This is a genomic window from Lactiplantibacillus garii, assembly GCF_003885105.1.
GTDB lineage: Bacteria > Bacillota > Bacilli > Lactobacillales > Lactobacillaceae > Lactiplantibacillus > Lactiplantibacillus garii.
Genome location: NZ_QWZQ01000007.1, coordinates 12,183 through 35,091, shown reverse-complemented (window position 1 = coordinate 35,091; position 22,909 = coordinate 12,183). Strand labels below are relative to the sequence as shown.

Here is a 22,909-nt window from a genome sequence, read left to right as displayed (position 1 = left end):
TACTATCAAAAAAGTGGTCCAATTCGAAAAATGAATTGGACCACTTTTTGATCAATTAACCGCGCAGGTAGCCATAACTCCCTAAAATAATGAGGACGTAGCCCGCGGCAATAATTAACGACAAGAGCATGCCGCTTCCTTGCTTAAAGCCCCGGGACTGACAAAAGTTTAAACAACCACTCATTAAAACGGTGAGGGTCACCCCGATTAAAATCACACTCAGCAGACGGCCCCACCGTCCGAGCAGGGCGCTACCGATACCAATAGCTGTCAAAATAATAATGGCCAACCAACGTTGGCGCGTTGTTAGTTGTCGTTGCATGCTTAATCCCACCATCTAATAGTTAATGCGTTGAATGTTCTGTTTAGTAAAATTTTAACATTGATAGTGGGTGTTTTCCAGCTACTACCGGAATTTAGCGGGTTGGTAAGGCCAACTTTTAAGCTTGCTTACGTTGTTCGGCTTTTTGACCGGGTAAAACGTCGTCAAAGGCGTGGAATTTTTCAATAATTGTATCGGCAGAATTTTGGAACTTAGCCTCTTCTTCGGCGGTCAACTCCAGCTTTGTGATGCTTTCGACCCCGTCCTTACCGATAATGGCTGGTTGGCCGACATAGGTCCCAAAGCGTTCACTATAGGCGGAAACTGGGCAGGCTAAGCGGGCGTTGGCAAAGACGGCTTCACTTAGTTTGACCGCGCAGGTGGCGATGGCAAAACTAGTGTATCCCTTGCCGGAATGGACGGCCCAACCACCGTGCCGGGCTTCAGCTTCGAGGGCGTCCAAGTCGAGGTGGTGGGACTTAACGAGCTTGGTAATCGGAATACCGTTGACTTGAACGGTGGACCAAGCACTAAATTGAGATTCGCCGTGTTCACCGTAAACGTAGCCGGATACGTTCTTGGGGTCGCAGTTGAAAGCTTCGGCAACCACCTTTTGCATCCGGGCGGTGTCGAGGAACGTCCCGGTCCCGAAGACTTGTTGTTTGGATAGACCGGTGGCTTGTTGGAAATAATATGTAATGGCGTCACAGGGGTTCATCGTATCAATAACGACCCCGTTAAACCCGGTTGCCTTAACCTTAGGTGCAATGTCTTGGACAATTTGTTTCGTGTATTCAAATTCGGCCCACCGGTTACCAGAAGCGTGGTCCAAGGCGTGAATGTTACCACTAGTAATGAAGAGAATGTCCGTATCGGTCAATTCAGAATAATCGTTGATTTTAATAATGGTCCGACTATCCAAGCGGGCCTGAGCGTCCTGCAAATCAAGTTGTTCGGCGCGGGCCTTCCCAACGTTGGTGTCGATTAAAATTAATTCGTCGGCAATTCCTTTACAAACGAGTGTATAGGCAATGGTGGCACCGACATGGCCCACCCCGATGATGGCATATTTTCGCATAAGCTGAACCTCCATTTAATTATTAAGACTATAGCTAATAATCTAATTGTATTTTAATTTAACGGTGATCAGTTTACAGCGCCTTTTTTTTAACGTCAATTAGTGAAAACGATTTAAATTGGACTAAGTTGTTTTCTTAACTTCAGAGTGGCACTTTTCCCAAACCTCCGACTGGCCGGTTAAGATAATAAACTAGATAGTTAGTGTTAAAAGATATAACACGTTTTTATGGAAATTCACTAAATTAACGTGGTAGTTCCGAAAATATTCGGTTGATTTAGCTAAATATTAAAAAATTTTGGGTTTTGACAATTTTTAATGTTATAATTTCTCACATCAAATGGTATGGATGGGAGTTTTGATTATGAACGCTGCAAACTCAACGTTTTTAGTGCTTTCTAGTATATTGGTCTTTTTTATGACCCCTGGTTTGGCGTTCTTCTACGGTGGACTAGTTTCTAAACGCAACGTTGTCAATACGTTATTATCCGTTTTTATGATCTGCGGGTTAGCTATCATGCTATGGTTAGCGTTTGGCTATTCACTTTCATTTTCCGGCAACGTTGGCGGTATCATCGGTGATTTGAAAGCGGTATGGCTACACGGCGTTGATTTGACGGCACTGACCCCGACTAAGATTCCGAACGGGCTTTACCTCATTTTTCAGATGATGTTTGCGATTATCACGCCGGCCCTGTTCGTTGGGGCGGTGGTCGGCCGGATTCGGTTTAAATTTTTATTATCGTTTATTATTTGCTGGTCGTTGCTGATTTATTACCCGATGGTCCACATGGTTTGGGACAATGGTTTTTTGGCTAGCCTCGGGGTGATCGACTTTGCCGGGGGAACGGTTGTCCACATTAATGCCGGGGTAACTGCCCTGGTACTCTCGATTTTTCTCGGACCCCGACACAAATTTGGTGAACAGCCCGAACAGCACTACAACGTTTTATGGGTATTGCTGGGGACCGCCATTTTATGGATCGGGTGGTACGGCTTTAACGCCGGTTCGGCGTTAGCCATGAATGACATTGCGGTCCAGGCTTTCTTGACGACCACGGTCGCGACCGCCACTTCCATGATGACTTGGATGGTGGTTGACATGCTGACTAAGGGTAAACCGACCCTAGTGGGTGTTTGTACCGGGACGTTGTGTGGGCTAGTTGGAATTACGCCGGCCTGCGGGTACGTAACGGTGTCCGGTGCGTTTTGGATCGGATTAGTGGCAACGTTGACCAGTTATGCCTTTATCAGCGTATTAAAACCCCGGCTAGGTATCGACGACGCACTGGACGCGTTCGGTTGTCACGGGGTCTCCGGAATTGTCGGGAGTATCTTGACCGGGTTATTTGCTAGCAAACAAGTTAACGGTTCCATCGCACTGAATGGCCTGTTTTACGGTGGTGGGTTCAAGTTGTTTGGTCTGCAATTATTAGCGACCGCTTTTACGATTATTTTTACTGCCGTGGTCTGCAGCGTTATCATCGTTTTACTCCGGCGGGTGGTTAAAATGCGGGTTGATGAACGCGAAGAAGCCCTTGGGTTGGATCAGGGTGAGCACGGCGAAGTTGCCGATTACACCGTACCGATGAGTAAGGAACTAAGTGATATTCAACACCACAGTGATGAATTTAAGGGACAACTGTCGCAACTGATGAACCACCGGGAACGTTTCAGGTAATGAAAGTTCGCTAATATCAAGAAGAAAATTGGAAAAGTTTAAAGGGCGGCAATGACTTAATTTTACAAGTCACTGTCGCCCTTTATTTACCATGGTGATGTACTGAAGCGAGCATTGGCAGGCTGTGGGGCCTGTCCCGGTTGCTATTTCGCCACGAGTTGGTTGTGTTTAAAAGAGCTGCTCAACAGTCTGTTGCTGCTCGTCGCCTAAGAAGGCGTTAGTGACTAAGTGGTCAAAGTACGACGTTTCAACGACACCGGCCAGGGTGGCTAGTTCGGTGTTTAGAGCCGCGATGTTAGCGTAGCTTGGAAAGTGGCAGTTAATCAGTAGGTTACCGTTGTCGGTCAACGTAAAACCGTCCCGGTTATCGGCCGTTCGAATCGTGGCTTGACCGCCTAAGTCGCTGATGGTACGCATAGCTAAGGAAAGGGCGGCGGGGAGCACCTCCACGACTAGCGGTACCTTGGTGTCAAAGTGGTCAACTAACCGTTCCCGCTTCGTTAATAACCAGTATTCGTCCGCTAAGCTGGCAATGATTTTTTCGTTAGCGTGAATACCGCCGCCACTCTTTAAGGTGTTGCCGTGGTGGTCTAACTGGTCACAACCGTCAAAAGCGATGTCGATGCGGTCGCAGTACTGGGTTTCAATGACGGTGTAGCCCAAGACGGTGGCTAACTGCCGGGTGGTTGGTGACGGGGTCACGACGGTAATGTCGTTAACGTGGTCAGCCGCTTCCTTAACCAGTTCGCCTACGGTTGTACCGCCGCCAAAACCGACGACCATGTGGGGCTTAATGAGGGGTAGGGCTCGCTGTACGATGGCCTGTTTAATGTCCATGTTGATTTCCTCCAATTTGAATGGGACCGTTGTCTAGCGGTCAAGTTAGTTTTATGATAGCACGCTCACCCGGGGATAACGCAATTAACTAACGTGTGAAACGTAAAGTTACTGGTTACGGGGCACAATTGCTGGTAATTCCAATGACAGCTGATTAAGGGAGCCGGTACAATGGGGCTGTTGATGGCAACCTTCGTTGTGGCGGAAGAAGGTTTCAGCAATGAGCAGAAAGAGAAGAACAAAGTTAGGTTTAACGATGTTAGCAGTATTGATTGGATTAGGAGTAGCACCGATGACGAACGCCAACGCGTCAGCAACGCCGTTTGCCCGTAATCGTTGGCCAAAACCAAGGGTTACTTACGTGATCAAAGGGGCCAGCTATGATCGGCGGGTTTATCACGCCGCCGTTAAGGCCTGGAACAGAACCGGGCAATTTAAATTTGTTGCGGGGACGGCGGCACACCACCAAGTGACGCTGTCCACGAGTAACGCAACGACTGGAGAATATTACCACTTAGCGGGAATCACGTTTACAACGGGGTATCCGAACGGGTATTATACGAAGGCCAAAGTGTTACTGCTGACGCGGAATTTAAGGGCTTACCGTTACTCTTACTCAAACGAAGTCCACGTAGCGGAGCATGAATTGGGGCATAGTATGGGGCTTCAACACAGTAAGGATAAGCACAGTGTCATGTTAGCCGATAACCGCTATAACGGGATTAGTAAGGCGGACGTGGCAGCTGTTAAATTACGTTATCGGTTACCAGTTGGCGAACTTTAAGTTTTGAGTTGGTCATCAAGCGGAGTTGCCATTAATAGCAGGGGTATGGCTGACCCCACTTTGGTACTATACCAACGCCGTACCCGGGGGGACTGTGACTTGCCGTCATGGTTTCTTTTTTTATGATTAAAAATTCCGTGAAAAATGGGAAATTTAACCGGACGGCCAATTGACACTTGTTTAAAGTAATTCTAAACTAAAGATAGTGCGTAAAGCGCTATCAGCACTTATGTTCACAAGTATTTGAGGTTTAGAATTTTAAGGGGATGTCAACATGGCAAAAAAAGTCTATACTGATTATTTTTTTGATGAACCAGCTTACAATACACACGACGGTGGTTATATTCCGTTAGTGACGCCCAAGACGGCGCCACAACCGTTAGCAATTCCGCCGCTGTTAAAGCCGGATAAGCAAACGGCTACGGACGACTACTACACCGTCACGGCCCAGGCCAGTGAAACGCAATTTTTACCGGGCAAGAAGACCAAGACGTGGGGTTATAACGCGGGCTTCCTGGGCCAAACGATCGTTTTCCGTGATGGGAAAAAGACCCACATAGATTTAAAGAACGAGTTACCCGAATTAACGACGTTCCACTGGCACGGGTTAAACGTACCCGGCCCGATTACCGACGGTGGCTGTCACGCACCGGTTTATCCGGGTGAAACGAACCACATTGACTTTAACGTCATGCAACCGGCCGCAACGATCTGGTTACACGCGCACCCGTGTCCATCAACGGCGACCCAGGTTTGGAAGGGTTTAGCTACAATGGTAATTATTAAGGATGCCGTTGAAGATAAGTTACCGTTACCACGCAACTACGGGGTCGATGACATTCCGTTAGTTTTGCAAGACCGCGAATTTCATGAAGACAACCAGTTTGATTACAAAGCCGATTACGATCCGGATGGCGTGCAAGGGCACACCGCTTTAGTCAACGGGACCGTTAACCCGTACTTTGACGTCACTACCCAACGGGTCCGGTTACGGATCTTGGATGGTTCCAACCGGCGGGAATGGCGGTTACACTTTGATGACGATTTGGAATTTGCCCAAGTAGGTTCTGACGGTGGTATTATGCCCGAACCCGTTTATATGAACAAAGTCATGATGACTTGTGCGGAACGGGACGAATTAGTCGTTGACTTTGGCAAGTACCAGCCCGGCGACGAAGTGACATTAATGACCGACGATACGCCGCTTTGCCATTTCCGCATCAAGGCGTTTGCACCGGACAACACCAAGTTACCCGACCATTTAGTTGATATTAAGGACGAGGAACCGACCCCTGGTTTGCCCGTTCGCAAGATCACCATGGATGGCATGGATGAACAGGTGGCAATGGACGGTAAGAAGTTCGACATGCAACGGATCGACGCCCGCCAAAAAGTCGGCGACGTCGCGATTTGGGAAATTCGTAATACGAACAGTACCAAAAACGGGATGGTTCACCCGTTCCACGTTCACGGGACACAGTTCCGGGTTCTTGCCCGTAATGACGGTCCGGTTTACCCGAACGAACACGGGTTGAAGGATACCGTCGGGGTCAATCCGGGTGAAACCGTTCGAATCAAGGTTAAGTTCGATTTGACCGGGGTTTATATGTACCACTGCCACATCATTGAACACGAAGATGGCGGGATGATGGCACAAATTGAATCCTATGATCCAAAGCACCCACAAACGTACCATTTAATGGACATGGAAACGTTGCGGAACGCCTTTGCTAAGGAAAAGGGTGTTAAGCCGGAAGACGTTTGGATGCCCGGCTGCTAAAAATTAAAATGTGCAATTGATTCTCAAGTTAACGAATGAAAAGTTATACTAAAAGTGAGGATCGGCGGCTGGTTAGCGTTCACGCTGACTAGCCGCTTTTTTAAACGGGAGGAATAAAAGATGCAGCTCATTGCAACGATTATGGCGGTACTAGTCGCCATCGAACATTTTTTTATTTTGTGGTTAGAAATGTTTAACGCGGATAGTGATATGGCGGCCGCGGCCTTCGGGGTACCACGGCAGTTATTAAAAACGCCGGAGGTTCAAACACTTTTTAAGAACCAGGGCTTGTATAACGGCTTTTTGGCCGTGGGAATCCTATTCAGTTTGTTTGTCATGCCCGCCGTGGCCAGCGCCGGCGCAACCTTATTTTTCCTGGCCTGCGTGATGGTCGCGGCCGTGTATGGTAGTGTCACTGCTAGCAAGTCAATCATCGTTGTGCAGGGTGTGCCCGCGTTGATTGCGTTTATTCTGGTTTATTTAGCTTAGTTGTCATAAAAAATGGTGCTTGGATTTTTCCAAACACCATTTTTTTGATTAAGCGCGCCCGATGACCTGGGTCTTCGCCGTGGCGAGGACGTGACCAGCGATGGCGTCGTGAAATTCGTTGAGCCAGTAACCGGATTCTAACGGTAGCTCGGTATCCAACGCGAATAATTTGAATGAATAGCGGTGATCCTTGTCAGGCGGGTAGGGGCCAACGTAGTGTTGGGTGACTTTCACGTCAGTTTCACCAACGTAACGCCCGGCCGTTGAATTATTACCTTGAACCATCGGAATGGCGCCGGTTTGACTAGCGTTTTCCGGAATCTGGGTCGTCGTTGCCGGAATGTTAGCGGCAATCCAGTGAATCCAGGTAAAGCCCCCCACCGGAATCGCGTCGTGGTCAACAAACGAAAAGGCTAGCGAGTGGGTGCCCGCCGGAACGTCACTGATGTTAATGGGAAACGAGATAATCGGGTGGCCCTTGTACGTTTGCGCGGGAGCGGCTTGCTTAGAATACAGCGCGGCTAGCGCACCGTTCGTCGTTGGAATTGAAACTTGCATGTGGAATCCCTCCTTAATAATTACTTTTATTATAACGCTAATAGGTGCCGCCGTAGTACCGGGTCGACCGCGTACAGGTATAGACCGTAACGGCCCCGCTTCATTAATACGTTGATCGAGTTAAAAATAATCGCGCGTTTTAGCGGTTCCAGTTGGCCAAGGTCGTCGCGATTTTTGAAGGCTTCCTGGTCTTCGTATTTGTCGGGTTTAACGATTACTCGGTCGTGGACTTCGTCGTAGCCCACCGACGGCCCGAGAATTACACCGGCGTAGTTGAGGTCAAACCCCTGGATCGTGTAGATCGACCCCACTTCGTTTAACGTTTCAGGGCGTAACGCCCAGGGGTCGTCGGTTAAGTTAACTTTGTCCCACGGAAGCTTGAGGCTGCCCGCCGTGACGTACCAGGTGCCGTGGTTAACGACGTACGGAAAGTCTGCGGTCGCCACCATCCGTGCCAGCCCGCCGTGACGGTCTTTTTGACGAATCAGGTCGTACATCGGTTGCCCGTCGGCGAAAATTTTAAAGTCAAAGTTAGGGTCGGTGGGCCGTGGTAAAAGGTGGCCCTGACCAAAACTGTCGATCCAATCGACAACTTGTTGATTACCGGTAACCCGGAACTGTTGGTCTAGGTTAAAGGTTTGGTGGGGATACTGGTCTAAAAACGGTTGTAGATCGTTTGCTTGCCAATAACTTTTGAGCTTTAAGACTTGGCGGGTGTCAAAAACTAGGACGACCACCCGACTGCGTTTAATTAATTCACTCAGTTGATTTTGCCCGGTAAATTTATTGTAACGGTCGGGTTGCGTTAATAGGAGGTGGGCCTCGTCAATGAAAACGACGTCGGCTTGGCGCTCCTGTTTGGTTAGCCGGTTGATTAGGGGTGTGGGTTTTTGAAAGTCTTTTTTTCGTAAATCGGGGTCGTCAGCGGCGAGGCGTTTGTAAATTTTTAACATTTCGTTGTGGTTGACGACTAAGTAGTTATCCGTTCCCTGTAAGGCGGTGGGCTTGGAATCCCGGCTGCGAGCCTGCAGTTGACTGAAGGCAGCCGCTAAGACGGCGCTTTTTCCGGTTCCAGCGTCCCCGTGAATGACGAAGAGTCCGGGCTGCGCCTGGTTTAAGTGTGCCGTGATAAAGGTAAGTAGTTGGGCTTCTAATCGTTGTTGGGCCGGTGATAGGGCGGCCTGATCTGCCAGTTTAAACGTGGCAGCGCTAATGGATGCTTGCATATTTTTCCCTCCCGAGCGCCATTATAACCCAAGAAGAAAGTTAATTGAAATGATACTAGTTACAGTTGGTGGTAGAATAAGGCTATTAAAGTAAAGGCGGGAGGGGTTTTATGAAACTCGATTTTTCGGTAGCGGTGCACAGTATACTTTATTTAGACGCCCACCGACCCAATAAGGTCTCTAGTCGGGAATTGGCACAGTCGTTGAATTTAAACCCGGTCATGATTCGAAACATTTTGTCCGTGTTGCATAAGCAGGGATATTTGATTGGAACGGTTGGAAAAAATGGTGGTTACCAGCTGGGAAAGGATCTCGCTGCCATGAACTTGGGGGACCTTTACGACTTAACGATTCCGCCAACGTTGAGTTACGCGCGCTTTATCACGGGGCCGTCCAAGACTGATGAACAGGCGGGACACTCCCCGATTGCCGCTAATATTAGTGAGACGTTAACGGACCTCTTTACCGTGGCTGATCGGCAGTACCGCGACTACTATCACCAGTTTACGATGGCGGATCTAAGGGAAGATCTACACCATCACGGCTACTTTTTAGCGCGTGAAGCCCATTTAGAATCTTAATTAAAACGGCGAGCCAGGTTACTTATTAAGGTGGTACTACTTAACAACCTTAATTCGAAACGGGTTGGCCGTTTCGTATTGTCAGCTCCTAGGTGTGATGCTATCGTAGACCCAATGTTAGTAGGTAGAGTCGAAAGGGGCCTTGGCAATGAAACCACGTTTAGTTTTAGTTCACGAAGAGGGACGTTACCGTGAATTTTCAGAAAATCGTTACTGGGTGGAATCCGCTGACTTTTGGGGTGTGGATGGTCGCGGGGATACGGTCAACGAGGCGGTTGGTAATTTTCTGACCAACCTCGTTCAGTATTGTCACGATTATTACCAACGGGGGTTGTGGCAGTTGGATAACCGGTTGTTGCAGTTAGACCACGTGGACGCAGTGCTGGCCTACGCGAACGCCGGTAAGTCCCCGGCACCGTTGTTTTTATTTAAAGTGTTACCCACTAACGACGCCTTAGCATCGGCATAGCGCGGAAAATAAATGAATTCTTAAAGAAGCGTTCATACTTCCACCACAATCCTGCGGTAAACTATGCGTTATAATCAATGCGTAACCACTGGAGGGTTGTTTGATGGAATTAGATAAGATTTATCAATTAATGGATAAGTTTGAACAAAGTAATTTAACGAATTTTGAGTATCGTGATCAAGAGTTTGAGATTCAAATGGGCAAAAAGGGTCACGGCAAGCCGGTCGTTTCGACGCAACCCACGCCGTTACCCGCACAACCCGCGGAAAGTCAGGCGCCGGTCGCACCGACCCCGGTCAGTACGCCGGTAGCGCCGGCTGCCGAGCCCGCCCCAACGGTCGCGTCGACCCCCGAAGCGACCCGGGCACCACAGCCCGCGCCAATTGACCCGAAGGAGTGCGTCACGGCGCCGGTCGTGGGCATTTACTACCAGGCCCATTCATCGGAAGAGGCCCCGTACGTTAAGCTGGGTGACCACGTGAGTGTTGGCCAGCAGGTGGGGTTGATCCAGGCTATGCAAATGATGCGGCCAGTCGTGGCCAAACAATCAGGTCAGGTCAAGGCCTTACTCGTTAAGAACGGTGACGAAGTGAACTTTGGCCAGCCGTTGATTCAATTAATTCCGGATACCCCGGACGATATTTAAAGTAAAAAAACAGAGTGGGCCACAAGCCGCTCAGTTTGTGAGCGTAACAAAAACTAACCGATTATTCCAAAAACAGGAATAATCGGTTAATTTTTGTTAAACGGCATAAGCTGGCTTTTGAAGCCCATCTTGGCACCACGGATTAAAAATGAAGCTGGACTTTAATCCTTTTATCCCAAGGTTGGCTTTGCTTTATGGTCGTTAAGTTTAAATTAGCCAATCGCGGCGACGGTGGATAAGAACCACCGGTTAAAGGCGGCCGCGTCAATGTCGACGCAGACCGTGGCGTTAGTCTTACCGTCGTGGTATGCCCCACGAATGTCACCGACAGTTTCACCGTTGGCGGGACCGTCCGTTTGCACGTCGATCCACATTTTTTCGGTCGTGAAGGCCTCTGGGTGTAGTAAGTAAAAGAGCGTATTAACGTCGTGCATTGGGATGCCCACCTGGTCACCGTCGTTGTAATGGTTGAACAGGGCGTGTAGCATTTTGCCCGTGCGGCCAACCGTTGGCAGTTTTTCCATGGTAGCGGGTGTCAGTAGGGCTTTCATGGTTACGTCTAAGCCGACCATGACGATTGGGACGCCGGCCTGATACATAATTTCAGCCGCGTGGGGGTCGGTAAAGACGTTAAATTCCGCGGCACTGGTCATGTTCCCTTTACCGAGAGCGCCCCCCATTGCGACGATTTCCTTGATGTGCGGCAACACTTCGGGATAAGTTTTGAAAAGCAGGGCCACGTTGGTGTAGGCACCGGTTGGCACTAAGGTGATCGGTTCGTCGGCTGCCATAATTTGATCGCGTAGGGCTTCGACGGCCGTCTTAGAAAGTGGGGCGGCTAAGTCGGTTGGAAAGTCGTAACCCGGCATACCGGAAACGCCGTGAATACGCACGGCGTCTTCAAACGGCTTAAGTAGGGGTTGCGGCGCACCGGCCGCGACCGGAACGCTGCTATTAAAAAAGCGGGTCAATTTTAACGCGTTAAGCGTGGTTTTATCGACGGTCACGTTACCGGCCACCGTGGTGATTAACTGTAAGTCTAAGTCGGGATGATTCAGCGCGATCGTGATGGCCGCGGCGTCGTCAATCCCCGGGTCGGTATCCATAATAATCTTGGTTGACATAGTAGCAGTACCTCCAATTAATGGCGTCTTTAAGATAGTTCTATTTTAGCATAACCGGTACTATGAATTCGATTGCATTTGCACGGCGATTGACGTAGCATGACAGTAAAATGATGAAACGATGGAGGAAATCAACTATGAATCAACCACGAGTGATTTTAATCACGGGGGCGTCTTCGGGAATCGGTAAAGCGACGGCTTTGAAGTTACAAGCTCAGGGCAATATCGTTTACGGAGCGGCGCGCCGAATTGAGAAGATGACCGATTTGGCCGCGGCCGGGGTGCACGTGCTGAAAATCGACGTGACTGATGAGCAGACGCTGGTAGCCGCGGTTAAAACGATTCAAGTTGAACAGGGCCGGCTCGACGTTTTGATCAACAACGCTGGTTACGGGTCGTACGGGGCGTTAGAAGACGTTCCGTTGTCCGAAGGTGAGTACCAGTTTAAAGTCAACGTTTTTGGTGTCATGCGCTTGACCCAGCTGGTCTTACCGATGATGCGGGCCCAGCACCGCGGTCGCATCATTAACACGTCATCGATCGGTGGTAAAATTTATCAGCCGTTGAGTGCCTGGTACATGGGGACTAAGCATGCCATTGAAGGGATGAGTGATTCGCTGCGGATGGAAGTGGCACCATTTGGAATCGACGTCATTCTGATTGAACCCGGCGGCATTAAAACCGAGTGGGCGGGCATTGCCGAAAAGAAGTTATTAGAAGTTTCTGGTGACACGGCTTACGGCGAACAGGCCGTTAAGGTTGGTGCCATGCTCTCATTGTTTGACCAGTTCGCGTCGAATCCGGGTGTGATTGCCAAGCTCATGGCGCGGGCAGTCAACGACGTTAAACCGAAGACCCGCTACCACGCGGGCATGGCGGCCGGCTTATCCTTAACGGCCCGTAAGTGGTTGACTGATCGGCAGTTTGACCGGGCAATGGCCCAGTCAGTGAACGGTGCGGCTAAGTTGGCTCGCGTCATTCGGCGACCAGATCGGCGGGTTGGGAGTCGTCATTACCAACACGGACGGACTAAGGATGCCACGAATTAAACCAAATAATCATTGAAAAGTTGCGGGTGAGTTCATCATCGGCAACTTTTTTGTGGGCCGGCTTAGTGCTTTTTGAATACGCAACAAATCCTGCCAAACGGTGGCAGGATTTAATTGCTAGACTGATTCTATTGGCGACTACGATAACTTGGTAAGGGTTGCCGCAAGTACGCTGTCGGCTCGCGTCAGCATTTCATTTTTAACCGTGGTGCGTTCGCGCAGGGTGAGGTCGGGAAACGTTTTGCTGAGTGCCACTAATCGTTGCCATAACCGTTGATTAGGTACGGGGGTCTCCCCGGTTTGCCAATTGTTGTGGGCCCAACCGAGGTAAGCTTGCTGGTTAAAGGCGGTTAGGATTTCACCGGCCGGAACAACGATGATCACGGGTAAGTCGTGACGTTTTAAAGTTTCTAGGGTTCGAACGAGGGCGGTTAGGGTCATTGCTGCGCAGGATTGGCCACGGGCGCCCGCTGTAAGAACTTTGTGATGCTCTTGATAAGTCAAAACCGCGGACCAGCCGGCGGGACCCTGAGGTTGATCAGGCATCGTTGCGCTACTGGCAACGTAAACGTAAATGGCAGTCATGTAATCACCTTTCTGATGAATTCAAAGTGACGGTCTATTAATACGTTCGTAAGTTAGGGACGAAACCATTTAAATTGACACGCGAACAGTTAAGTTTTATTATTGTGCTTGAAACTTTTAAAGTTACATGTAAGCCGAAATGGTAATGCAAATTACTGGGCTTTTGAAGTGGTTATGCTACGATTAAGAAATCAAGGAAGTACCCGGGGAGGCTACTATGCACACCTTAATTCAAACGTTTATGGAACGGCGCGGAGACTTATTGACCGCGTTATGGCAACACTTAGGAATTTCGATTGCGGCACTGGTCATTGCGATGGTGATTGCAATTCCACTGGCCATCTGGGCCTGTCGGCGCCCTAAGTGGGCCGAGGGATTGTTACAACTAACGAGTGTTTTACAGACGATTCCGTCACTTGCCCTGCTAGGGCTACTGATTCCGTTAGTCGGAATTGGAACGGTGCCGGCGGTGATTGCGTTGGTGATCTACGCTTTGCTGCCAATTTTTCAAAATACCTATTTAGGTATTTCAGAAATTGACGCTTCCATCGAAGAAGCTGCCGACGCGTTCGGAATGTCGCGGATGCGGAAACTGTTTAAAGTCGAGTTACCAATTGCGATGCCCCAGATTATTTCAGGGATTCGGACCGCCCTAGTCCTGATTATTGGGACTGCCACCTTAGCCGCATTAATTGGGGCCGGTGGTCTGGGGACCTTCATCATGCTCGGAATCGACCGGAATGACACCGCGTTACTGTTAATCGGGGCGGTTTCGTCGGCGCTGTTAGCGATCCTGCTGAGCGCGCTGGTGCGGTGGTTCCAAACGGCCAAACCACGCCGGGCCCTGACAGTGTTCGTGGCCATTCTCGTGTTGCTTGGTGGGGGCGGTGCCTATAGTGTCTACGCTAACCGGGTCGAGACCATCACGATTGCCGGTAAACTCGGGTCGGAACCCGAAATTCTGATTAACATGTATAAGGACCTGATTGAAGCGCAGGATAAGCACGTGAAAGTCACTTTAAAGCCTAACTTTGGGAAAACGACCTTCCTGTTCAGTGCGCTACAGCACGATCAAATTCAGATTTATCCCGAGTTTACGGGTTCGGTTTTGGAAACCCTAGTTAAGGGGAGTAACCCTAAGGGGATGACGGCGCAGCAAACGTACGCTTTAGCTAAAAAACGGCTGGCTAAGCAGGAACAAATGTCGTTACTGGAGCCGATGAAGTACAATAACACGTATGCCTTGGCCGTTACTAAGCAGTTTAAACGCGAGCATCAACTCACCAATATTAGTGACCTAACACGGGTCGAATCGATTTTGAAACCGGGAATGACCCTCGAATTTATTGACCGAAACGACGGGTTAAAGGGGTTAAAAAAAGCTTATAACTTAGACGTGACGGCCAAGTCAATGGAGCCGGCATTGCGTTACGAAGCCATTAATAAGGGCCGCATCAACCTAGTTGACGCCTATTCAACCGACAGTGAACTCCGCCAATACCACCTGGCCCTTTTGAAAGATAACCAACACTTCTTCCCGACTTACCAGGGGGCCCCACTGATGAAGACGAGCTTTGCTAAGCGCCACCCGCAAGTCGTCACGGCCCTTAATAAGCTGGCGGGTCACATTTCAGAAACGGATATGCAGGAAATGAACTACGAAGTGAACGTTAAAAATAAATCGGCCGCGACGGTGGCGCATACTTACTTGGTTAAGCACGGTTTATTGAAGGGGGATAACTAAATGACCACGGCAATTGAATTTCAACACGTGCAGAAGGACTTTAACGGTCAAACGGTGATCCCCGATTTAAATTTGACGATTGATCAGGGGGAACTGTTCGTCCTCGTCGGAACGTCCGGGAGCGGGAAGACCACCTCACTAAAGATGATCAACCGTTTGGAGCCCCTGACCGCGGGAAAGATTCTAGTTAACGGGACCGACACGACGACCGTCCCCGTGCGGGATCTTCGGTGGCAGATGGGCTACGTTTTACAACAGATTGCCCTGTTTCCAACCATGACGGTTGCTCAAAACATTGCGGTGATTCCAGAAATGAAGGGAACGCCCAAAAAGGAAATCAGTCAAACCATCGATGATCTGTTAACCGAAGTCGGGTTGGACCCGCACGAGTACCGTGACCGGTTACCACGGGAATTATCCGGCGGGGAACAACAGCGAATCGGAATTCTGCGGGCCATCGCGGCTAATCCTAAGACGGTGTTGATGGACGAACCGTTCAGTGCCCTTGATCCGCTGTCACGTCAACAGTTACAGGAGTTAGTTTTACGGCTGCACGCCCGCTACCACAATACGATCGTTTTTGTGACCCATGACATGAACGAAGCGTTAAAATTGGGTGACCGCATCGGGATCATGCGGCACGGCCAACTACTACAAGTGGACACCCCGACAGCGTTAGCACAGCACCCGGTCAACGACTTTGTCCGCGACTTTTTTGGGGCTAGTCGGGCTAAAAACGTGTACGACGTTTACGCGGGCCGAGTTGGACTCGTGCAGGGGTATCTAAAAACGAGACCGGCAGTAGCGGCCGGCTTAATTCAAAATTTAGATGTTCAAGCCCCGTTACGAACCGTTTTCGACGCGCTTAGTGACCACGATTACGTGGCGGTGACTGAGGACGACCAGGTTCAGGGTTACCTCGACCGCCAGACCGTCATGGCCTACCTTAGCGCCCACGAAGAAGTGTGACCGTGGTTAGTCAACGAACGTTTAAAGTTAATCAATGATTATTTAAATTAGGGAGGACTTTGCATGGCAACAGCGTATGACGTAGTGGTAATTGGTGGTGGCCCGGCCGGTACGGCAATGGCCAGCGGGTTGAAGGCGCGGGGGAAAAACGTGCTGATTGTGGAAAACGACTTGTGGGGCGGTACTTGTCCTAACCGGGGGTGTGACCCTAAGAAAATCTTGCTGAGCGCCGTTGAAGCAAAGACGGCCGTGGAAAATTTGCAGCAAAAAGGCTTGACTGGGATACCGAGTGTAGACTGGCCGGCCTTGATGCGGCATAAGCGGGGGTATACGGATGGCATCAGTGCCGGGACCCTAAACGGTTTGAAGGGTCAGAAAATTGCGACCATGCACGGCCAAGCTTACTTCCGGGCAGACGGTCAATTAACGGTGGATGGTGAAAAAATTGCCACGACCGACGTGGTGGTTGCAACCGGCCAGCGTCCCGCCATTTTACCGATTACGGGACACGAATACTTTAAAACCAGTACCGACTTTCTAAACTTAGACCAAATGCCTAAACGGGTGACCTTTGTGGGTGGCGGTTACGTTGGGTTTGAATTGGCAACGATTGCGAACGCGGCCGGGGCCGACGTTCACCTGATTCACCATAATACCCGGCCACTTAAAGCGTTTGACGCCGGTATGGTTCAAGCCTTGATGACTAACCTGACCACGGCGGGAATTACTTTTGACCTGAATCGGGATTTACAAACTATTGAACAGCAAGCGGACGGCTTACACTTAATCGCTGCGGACGGGTTTGAACTGGTGACCGACCTCGTCGTTTGTTCGGCTGGGCGGTTACCCAACGATGACCACCTCGGTCTAGAAAACGTTGGGGTCCGGTTTGGACGTCACGGAATTGCAGTCAACGACCATTTACAAACGGCCAACCCGCATATTTACGCCATCGGAGACGTTAGTGATACGCCGGTACCGAAGTTGACACCGTTGGCGGGTTATGAAGCTCGTTATTTGGTGACACAGCTGACACAACCGGGCCAAGCCATTACGTATCCGGTCGTTCCCACCCAAGTTTACGCCTCGCCGAAGCTGGCCCAGGTTGGCATGGGGGCGGCAACGGCTACTAACCAATCGGAACGTTACCGGGTCAACGAACTTGATATGACGAAGTGGTTTACGTATTACCGTTTTGGCGCTCAACAGGCGTTGGCTAAGGTGATCGTGGACCAAACGACCGGCCAAGTGGTTGGGGCGACCGTTCTTAGTGACCTGGCGGACGAGCTGATCAATTATTTGACGTTACTCATTGAACAGCACCTAACGTTAGCGGATCTTCAACAAATCGTCCTGGCCTACCCGACACCGGCTAGTGACTTACCGTACCTTTATTAATCCAGAATATTAAAGCGTTATTCACGGCATGGTTATGCACCGGTGGATGACGCTTTAATTATTAGTTAGGCCAAGCAGTTGTGAATTGTTGGAGTAGCGGGGTCAGCCGCGACCGCTCACTGATCAAATAGTTGACGTAAATCGGCAAGTGGGCGCTGGTATCGGTGATTGGAATTGCGACCCGGTTATCCTCAGCGGCCGGGTTTGTGGCCTGTGGGGATTCTAAAGGCGTTAAGTTAGTACTAAAGTACGGAAAATCCGAGTACTTGGTAATTTCTGTGAAGGCGGTTCGCTGCGGCTGGTATAAAAACTTAGCGTCCGGAATAGCTTGCTGAATAATGGTTTTCCAAATCCCGATAGCATTTAGCACGACGAAACTCAGTCCCGCCAGCTCTTTAAACGTGATCCTTTGCTGGTTGGCTTGGTACATAAATTTTTGTAAATGCACAATCAAATTTTCGTTACCAATGAAGCGGGATTCCACGGTATCCGTGAATAATTCCTGGTCAGAAAAGATTAGGGCCGCCTGGCGGTTTGTCAGGTGGGGGATAATTTGATTCGGCGCAATGAGTTGATGGTTAACCCGTAAGTTCGGGGGTAATTGTGGCTGTAAATGCTTTAGCAGGATGAGCGGGCCGGGAAGGGTCGTTTCCACTGGCAAAACGGTCAAACTGCGGTTAAAGTTTTGCACCGTGGTCACGAAAGCTCGTTGTTGAGTCAATAGTTTAGCGGCCTCCCGCGCGGCCAACTGCCCGGTTGCGGTGAGGGTGATACGGTTCGGCTGACGGTCAAAGAGGGGTACGTTCAGTTCATCTTCCAGTTTCTGCATGCCGCGGGTGATGGTGGGCTGCGTCACGTTTAGGGCCGCGGCCGTTTTTGCTAGTGTTTTAGTCTTAGCGAACGTGACGAGTTCTTCTAACAGGTAGTTTTCCAACGCAAAAGGCCTCCATTCGTAGTATACGTTGCTTGTATACTAGTATTGATAAGTGGTAATTTTCAAGTATTTAGTTTGGTCGTATGCTAGTTCTTGCAATTAAGAACGAAGGGACGACGATTAAATGACAATTCCAACAACAACGTTAAATAACGGGGTCAACATGCCCCAACTTGGGTTTGGGGTGTTTCAAGTGCCGAACTTAGATGAATGCGAAGCGGCCGTTACGGCGGCCTTGCAAGCGGGTTACCGCTTAATTGACACCGCGACCGCCTATCAAAACGAGGCTGCGGTTGGTCGGGCGATTCAAAAAAGTGGCTTAAAACGTGAAGACCTGTTCGTCACGTCCAAGCTGTGGGTTTCGGAATTTACTTACGAACGGGCTAAAAAAGGGATCGACGCTTCTTTAAAACGGCTCGGTTTGGATTATATGGACCTGTACTTGTTACACCAACCGTACGGCGACGTGATGGGCGCTTGGCGGGCCATGGAAGAAGCCTACCACGCGGGGAAAATTCGGGCAATCGGGGTTTCTAACTTTTACGCTGACCAACTGAAAAATTTGGAACTAACGATGAACGTGCAACCCGTCGTGAATCAAATTGAGGTGAACCCGTGGTATCAGCAACCCGCTGAGGTTCAGTTTAATCAGCACGAACAGGTTCGCGTCGAAGCCTGGGCACCGTTCGCGGAGGGTAAGCACGGCATCTTTACCGACTCAACGATCCAAACAATTGCTAAGGCGCACGGTAAAACGACCGGTCAAGTTATTTTGCGGTGGTTACTGCAGCGCGGGATTACGGTGATTCCTAAGTCGGTCCACCCCGAACGCATGGCGGAAAATCTGAACGTTTTCGACTTTGAACTAACGACCACTGAAATGGCTACTATGGCCGGTTTGGACCGGCAGGAAAGTCAGTTCTTTGACCACCGTGATCCGGTGACGATTGAACAAATTTTTGGTTCCAGCTTAAAACAACTACACGAATAGGAGTGGTTTAAAATGACGACTAAGACAAACCCAACAATTAAACTAAACGACGGTAACGAAATTCCGGCAATCGGATTTGGAACGTTCCAGATCCCCGACGACGGTGCGACTTACCAAGCCGTAAAAGATGCACTGGCCTTGGGTTACCGGCACATTGATACCGCGGTGGCGTACTTCAACGAAGACGAAGTTGGCCGCGCCGTTCGTGATAGTGGTGTTTCCCGTGACCAAATCTGGGTGACCAGTAAGTTATGGCTTCAAGATTACGGCTTTGAAGCGGCTAGCAAAGCCATCGACCGTTCTTTAGAAAAGCTTGGATTGGACTACATTGATTTGTATTTGATTCACCAACCATATGGTGACGTACCGGGGGCTTGGCAAGCAATGGAAGCCGCAAAGCGGGCTGGGAAGATTCGGTCCATTGGGGTCTCCAACATGACCCCCACCATTTGGCAGAAGTTCGTTCCGCAATTTGAAACCGTACCGGCGGTCAACCAGGTGGAATTTAACCCTTACTTCCAGCAACGACCGTTACGGCAGTTATTAACGGAAAAGGACGTTAAGCTGGAAGCGTGGGCACCACTAGGTCAGGGCAACCAGTCCCTGTTTGGTGAACCGCTGATTCAGCAGTTAGCGACCAAGTACCACAAGGATGCGGGTCAAATTATTCTGCGTTTTGAAAATCAGGAAGGCGTTATCGTCTTTCCAAAGTCGGTCCATGAAGCTCGGATTAAGAGTAACCGTGAAATCTTTGACTTTGAATTAACGGTGGACGAAGTGGCCCAGTTACGGACCCTCGATATGGGGAAGGGTCGTCACAATCCGGACGCTCCCGGAGTGCAAGAAATGTTGTTATCCGCGTTTGACGTTCATGCTAACGACTAGTTAAAATAAAAAAACAATCTGCACATTTGGGAGTGGGGCCAACTGACCTTTGGCGCACGTTTCACTACCATTACCAGAAAAAATGAAACGCATCAATTACCCAGTTTGTTTTGAGTAATTGATGCGTTTTAAAGTTTGGTTTTACGCTCATTTCCGTATAATCAGTTAAGCAATTTCGGGTCAATTGGTCGGTGCTTAAAGTAAGTCTGACGGTCGTGTTCGTTCACGGGGCGTAGGATGCGGGCGGGGTTGCCAACTGCAACCACGTTGGCGGGTAAATCCTTAGTGACCACGCTGCCAGCCCCCACGACGACGTTTTTACCAACGGTGATACCGGGAAGGACGATTGCGCCGGCCCCGAACCAGCAGTTATCACCGATGTGAATTGGCGCGTTGTACTGGTACCCCCGCTCACGTAAACTTGGCAGGATCGGGTGCCCGGCCGTTGCCAGGGTGACGTTTGGGCCGAACATGACGTGGTCGCCCACGTAGATGTGAGTGTCGTCCACGCAGGTTAGGTTAAAGTTGGCGTAAACGCCGGTTCCAAAGTGTACGTGGTGGCCGCCCCAGTTACTATGAAACGGGGGTTCGACGTAACAGTTCGGACCAATTGCTGCCAACATTTTTTGTAACAATACTTGGCGTTTAGTCATTTCACTGGGACGGGTCTGGTTAAAGTCGTAGAGTTGATCCAGGTAACTGAACTGTTCCTTTTCGAGTGCGGCGTCGTTTGGTAAATAGAGTTCGCCCGTGTGGAGGCGCTGGTTATTAGTGGTCATGATTGCCCTTCCTTTCCGTGGGAACTAGTAACGTTAGAACGGCCAAGGCAGTCAGCGTTACGGTAATCCAGAGTAATACGTTATCAGTTAGAGTTTGCGGTCCCAACTGACCAATCAGGTTCCAGATCAGCGGTGCGAAGAAGGCGCTGATGATGGTCGCAATTGTCAAGGTACTGCTCAGGGCGTTGATTTGGTCGGGAGCGAGTCCGCTATTGCTAGTAAAGACCAGGTAGGGGCCGGTGTACGAGTAGATAAAATTAAAACCAATCGCCGCAATGATAGCAATATTAGCGTTGGCAGTGGACCATAGTAGGAAAACCGCCCCGGCCGCCCCGGCGTAACCAAGCGTTAGGGTGAAGCGGTGGAGGTGCTTATGCAGGGCGCCGAAACTAAGCCCGGCGAGTAAGCCCCCCACGTTCATCGCCGCTAGGGTTAGGTTAAGCACACGGGCGTCACCGAATTGCCGGTTTTCAAAATAACTAGGTAGTTTAAGTTGTACGCCCCAAATTAGTAGGTAGGTGATAAAGGTCAATCCGACTAGTAACCGTTGGCGGTGCGGCAAACTGCTAATTCCTGACGTGGTCGGGGCCACCACCGCTATTTGTTGAGGCTCCGGGACGTTTAAAAAGACCAGCACCGCAATACCAGCTAATAAGCCGTGTAGCCAGAAAACGGCGTGCCAGCTAACCCCAATTAATAACCCGGCCAGACTGAGCAGCACCGCGTTACCGAGGGCCGATAACCCCGTTTGGTAACCCAGCAATCGGGCCCGCAAGTCCCCGTGGTAGCTGTGGGCGATTAGGCTGATGGCGTGGGGTGAAAATAACCCGATGCCGAATCCCAACAAAATCCGGCTTAACATGATGGCGGTAAAATTATCAGTTAAAGCCGGGACTACACCGACCACTGCGCTCAGCAGTAGTCCAGTTATGACGGTATTTTGAATGCCCCACCTTTTGACCAGCCACGGGTTCAATAATAACGTCACTAGGGCACTCAGGTTGGCGACCGTCACGAGCCATTCGATAACGGTGGTGGGGACGGTCGGGAAAGTTTGTTTTAGTTGCGGGATGGTACCGGTAATGACGGTGGCAACGCTACTAACGGTGGAGAGGCTTAAAATACTGATCGTCGTTTTAAAACTTGGTTGACCGGTCATTGTTAGTTACCCAACAGTTGACTAATAGCGGTCAACACACCCTGTTCCTGATTGGTCGTGGTTGTTTGATCCGCCACGGCCGTTACGGCGGGCTGAGCGTTGGCCATGGCGATGCCCAGTCCCACTTCCCGGAGCATTTCTAGGTCGTTACCGCCGTCACCAAAGGCGACCATGTCGGCGAGCTCGATACCGAGTACGTTGCCCAGTTCTTTTAGACCCGCGGCTTTATTCATTCCCGGTTGGATGATGTCGATGTCGCCGTGACCACTGCTAGTCGGTTCACCTAACCCTACGAGGGCCGTACGCAACTGTTCAACGATGGCGGCCGTTTTTTCTGGCGGACAGGTGATGGCGAATTTTAAGACGTCGTCGTCCAAGTGATCGTAACTTTTGATCACGGCTAAGCGGTGGTAGTAGTGCCGGACGAGTTTAACATGGTCCGGGTCGGTGGTGGTTAGGGTGTAAGCACTCTTGGCACCACAAACGAGTAGTTTTAATTCGGGAATCGTGGCAATTTTAGCTAAAATTTGTTGAACAATCGCCGGTGCAAACGCGTGTTGGGCATAAACGTGGTTCTGATCCCGAATGTAGGCGCCGTTTTCGGCAACGTAGATCATTTCGGGATAGTCCTTGAAAAATGACCGTAACTGGTAATACTGGTTACCACTCGCCACGACGAACCGAATCCCGCGGAGTTGCATCTGCTGGTAAAGCAGCGCAAATTTAGCTTCGTTATAAGTCATATCGTCTTTTAGAAACGTGCCGTCCATGTCGGTTGCCATTAATTTGATCATCATAAAAACTCCCTTGTTTAGTTGATGGCCGTAGTTTAACACGGTGC

General features: G+C 50.0%; 24 protein-coding genes. 13 read left to right on the top strand and 11 right to left on the bottom strand.

All coding sequences use genetic code 11. The features are described from left to right. Positions 1 to 55: 55 nt before the first annotated feature. Positions 56 to 322, bottom strand: coding sequence for a hypothetical protein (locus tag D1831_RS03235; RefSeq protein WP_125071493.1), 267 nt, complete (start codon positions 320 to 322; stop codon positions 56 to 58). A 118-nt stretch (positions 323 to 440) separates the two neighbouring features. After that, the gene (locus tag D1831_RS03230; RefSeq protein WP_125071492.1) at positions 441 to 1,400 is read right to left on the bottom strand and encodes an L-lactate dehydrogenase; all 960 of its coding nucleotides are present in this window, start codon (positions 1,398 to 1,400) and stop codon (positions 441 to 443) included. A 364-nt stretch (positions 1,401 to 1,764) separates the two neighbouring features. On the opposite strand from D1831_RS03230, the gene D1831_RS03225 reads away from it, so the two are divergent. Continuing rightward, positions 1,765 to 3,081, top strand: coding sequence for an ammonium transporter (locus D1831_RS03225; protein WP_125071491.1), 1,317 nt, complete (start codon positions 1,765 to 1,767; stop codon positions 3,079 to 3,081). 168 nt (positions 3,082 to 3,249) lie between these two features. Here the strand turns inward: D1831_RS03225 and rpiA are convergent, their stop codons facing one another. After that, positions 3,250 to 3,918: a ribose 5-phosphate isomerase A gene (rpiA, locus tag D1831_RS03220; RefSeq protein WP_125071490.1), complete on the bottom strand. Its 669-nt coding sequence runs from the start codon at positions 3,916 to 3,918 to the stop codon at positions 3,250 to 3,252. Positions 3,919 to 4,138: 220 nt separating this feature from the next. On the opposite strand from rpiA, the gene D1831_RS03215 reads away from it, so the two are divergent. The 3 genes from D1831_RS03215 (at position 4,139) to D1831_RS03205 (ending at position 6,971) form a co-directional block, all read left to right on the top strand. Further along, the gene (locus tag D1831_RS03215; protein ID WP_125071489.1) at positions 4,139 to 4,702 is read left to right on the top strand and encodes a M57 family metalloprotease; all 564 of its coding nucleotides are present in this window, start codon (positions 4,139 to 4,141) and stop codon (positions 4,700 to 4,702) included. Positions 4,703 to 4,976: 274 nt separating this feature from the next. Further along, positions 4,977 to 6,482: a multicopper oxidase family protein gene (locus D1831_RS03210; protein WP_125071488.1), complete on the top strand. Its 1,506-nt coding sequence runs from the start codon at positions 4,977 to 4,979 to the stop codon at positions 6,480 to 6,482. Between the two features lie 120 nt (positions 6,483 to 6,602). Continuing rightward, positions 6,603 to 6,971, top strand: a complete 369-nt coding sequence (locus D1831_RS03205) for a DUF1304 domain-containing protein (RefSeq protein ID WP_125071487.1) — start codon at positions 6,603 to 6,605, stop codon at positions 6,969 to 6,971. A 48-nt stretch (positions 6,972 to 7,019) separates the two neighbouring features. Here D1831_RS03205 and D1831_RS03200 read toward each other — a convergent pair whose 3' ends face one another. Then, positions 7,020 to 7,529, bottom strand: coding sequence for a YbhB/YbcL family Raf kinase inhibitor-like protein (locus D1831_RS03200; RefSeq protein ID WP_125071486.1), 510 nt, complete (start codon positions 7,527 to 7,529; stop codon positions 7,020 to 7,022). Between the two features lie 29 nt (positions 7,530 to 7,558). Then, a complete protein-coding gene (locus D1831_RS03195) occupies positions 7,559 to 8,755 on the bottom strand; it encodes a DUF2075 domain-containing protein (protein ID WP_125071485.1) in 1,197 nt (398 codons plus the stop codon). Between the two features lie 110 nt (positions 8,756 to 8,865). On the opposite strand from D1831_RS03195, the gene D1831_RS03190 reads away from it, so the two are divergent. The 3 genes from D1831_RS03190 (at position 8,866) to D1831_RS03180 (ending at position 10,451) form a co-directional block, all read left to right on the top strand. Beyond that, the gene (locus tag D1831_RS03190) at positions 8,866 to 9,336 is read left to right on the top strand and encodes an Rrf2 family transcriptional regulator (RefSeq protein ID WP_125071484.1); all 471 of its coding nucleotides are present in this window, start codon (positions 8,866 to 8,868) and stop codon (positions 9,334 to 9,336) included. Between the two features lie 148 nt (positions 9,337 to 9,484). Continuing rightward, positions 9,485 to 9,805 (top strand): hypothetical protein, encoded by a 321-nt coding sequence (locus tag D1831_RS03185; RefSeq protein ID WP_225422755.1) that lies wholly within the window; start codon positions 9,485 to 9,487, stop codon positions 9,803 to 9,805. Positions 9,806 to 9,908: 103 nt separating this feature from the next. Then, complete coding sequence (locus D1831_RS03180) at positions 9,909 to 10,451, top strand: acetyl-CoA carboxylase biotin carboxyl carrier protein (protein WP_125071483.1); 543 nt, start codon at positions 9,909 to 9,911, stop codon at positions 10,449 to 10,451. Between the two features lie 212 nt (positions 10,452 to 10,663). Here the strand turns inward: D1831_RS03180 and rihC are convergent, their stop codons facing one another. Further along, positions 10,664 to 11,575 (bottom strand): ribonucleoside hydrolase RihC, encoded by a 912-nt coding sequence (gene rihC / locus D1831_RS03175; protein WP_125071482.1) that lies wholly within the window; start codon positions 11,573 to 11,575, stop codon positions 10,664 to 10,666. Positions 11,576 to 11,712: 137 nt separating this feature from the next. Between rihC and D1831_RS03170 the strand changes: the two genes are divergently transcribed. Then, entirely contained in the window at positions 11,713 to 12,624 is a 912-nt protein-coding gene (locus D1831_RS03170; RefSeq protein WP_125071481.1) for an oxidoreductase, read from the top strand. A 138-nt stretch (positions 12,625 to 12,762) separates the two neighbouring features. Here the strand turns inward: D1831_RS03170 and D1831_RS03165 are convergent, their stop codons facing one another. After that, positions 12,763 to 13,209: a ribonuclease H family protein gene (locus tag D1831_RS03165; RefSeq protein WP_125071480.1), complete on the bottom strand. Its 447-nt coding sequence runs from the start codon at positions 13,207 to 13,209 to the stop codon at positions 12,763 to 12,765. A 217-nt stretch (positions 13,210 to 13,426) separates the two neighbouring features. Between D1831_RS03165 and D1831_RS03160 the strand changes: the two genes are divergently transcribed. The 3 genes from D1831_RS03160 (at position 13,427) to D1831_RS03150 (ending at position 17,320) form a co-directional block, all read left to right on the top strand. After that, the gene (locus tag D1831_RS03160; RefSeq protein ID WP_125071479.1) at positions 13,427 to 14,953 is read left to right on the top strand and encodes an ABC transporter permease/substrate-binding protein; all 1,527 of its coding nucleotides are present in this window, start codon (positions 13,427 to 13,429) and stop codon (positions 14,951 to 14,953) included. After that, on the top strand, positions 14,954 to 15,922 hold the full coding sequence (locus tag D1831_RS03155) for an ABC transporter ATP-binding protein (protein WP_125071478.1): 969 nt from the start codon (positions 14,954 to 14,956) through the stop codon (positions 15,920 to 15,922). It begins immediately after the preceding gene. A gap of 63 nt (positions 15,923 to 15,985) precedes the next feature. Continuing rightward, on the top strand, positions 15,986 to 17,320 hold the full coding sequence (locus D1831_RS03150) for a dihydrolipoyl dehydrogenase family protein (protein WP_125071477.1): 1,335 nt from the start codon (positions 15,986 to 15,988) through the stop codon (positions 17,318 to 17,320). Between the two features lie 61 nt (positions 17,321 to 17,381). On the opposite strand, the gene D1831_RS03145 is transcribed toward D1831_RS03150, so the two are convergent. Beyond that, positions 17,382 to 18,254, bottom strand: coding sequence for a LysR family transcriptional regulator (locus tag D1831_RS03145; protein ID WP_125071476.1), 873 nt, complete (start codon positions 18,252 to 18,254; stop codon positions 17,382 to 17,384). A gap of 124 nt (positions 18,255 to 18,378) precedes the next feature. On the opposite strand from D1831_RS03145, the gene D1831_RS03140 reads away from it, so the two are divergent. Continuing rightward, on the top strand, positions 18,379 to 19,245 hold the full coding sequence (locus tag D1831_RS03140) for an aldo/keto reductase (protein ID WP_125071475.1): 867 nt from the start codon (positions 18,379 to 18,381) through the stop codon (positions 19,243 to 19,245). Between the two features lie 12 nt (positions 19,246 to 19,257). Then, a complete protein-coding gene (locus D1831_RS03135; RefSeq protein WP_125071474.1) occupies positions 19,258 to 20,130 on the top strand; it encodes an aldo/keto reductase in 873 nt (290 codons plus the stop codon). A gap of 161 nt (positions 20,131 to 20,291) precedes the next feature. Here the strand turns inward: D1831_RS03135 and D1831_RS03130 are convergent, their stop codons facing one another. From D1831_RS03130 to D1831_RS03120, 3 genes are read right to left on the bottom strand one after another with little or no spacing between them, the layout of a single operon-like run. Beyond that, a complete protein-coding gene (locus D1831_RS03130) occupies positions 20,292 to 20,909 on the bottom strand; it encodes a sugar O-acetyltransferase (RefSeq protein ID WP_125071473.1) in 618 nt (205 codons plus the stop codon). Then, on the bottom strand, positions 20,899 to 22,068 hold the full coding sequence (locus tag D1831_RS03125; RefSeq protein ID WP_125071472.1) for an MFS transporter: 1,170 nt from the start codon (positions 22,066 to 22,068) through the stop codon (positions 20,899 to 20,901). The genes D1831_RS03130 and D1831_RS03125 overlap by 11 nt, the downstream gene beginning before the upstream one ends. Before the next feature lie 2 nt (positions 22,069 to 22,070). Beyond that, on the bottom strand, positions 22,071 to 22,862 hold the full coding sequence (locus tag D1831_RS03120; protein ID WP_125071471.1) for a Cof-type HAD-IIB family hydrolase: 792 nt from the start codon (positions 22,860 to 22,862) through the stop codon (positions 22,071 to 22,073). Positions 22,863 to 22,909 lie beyond the last annotated feature (47 nt).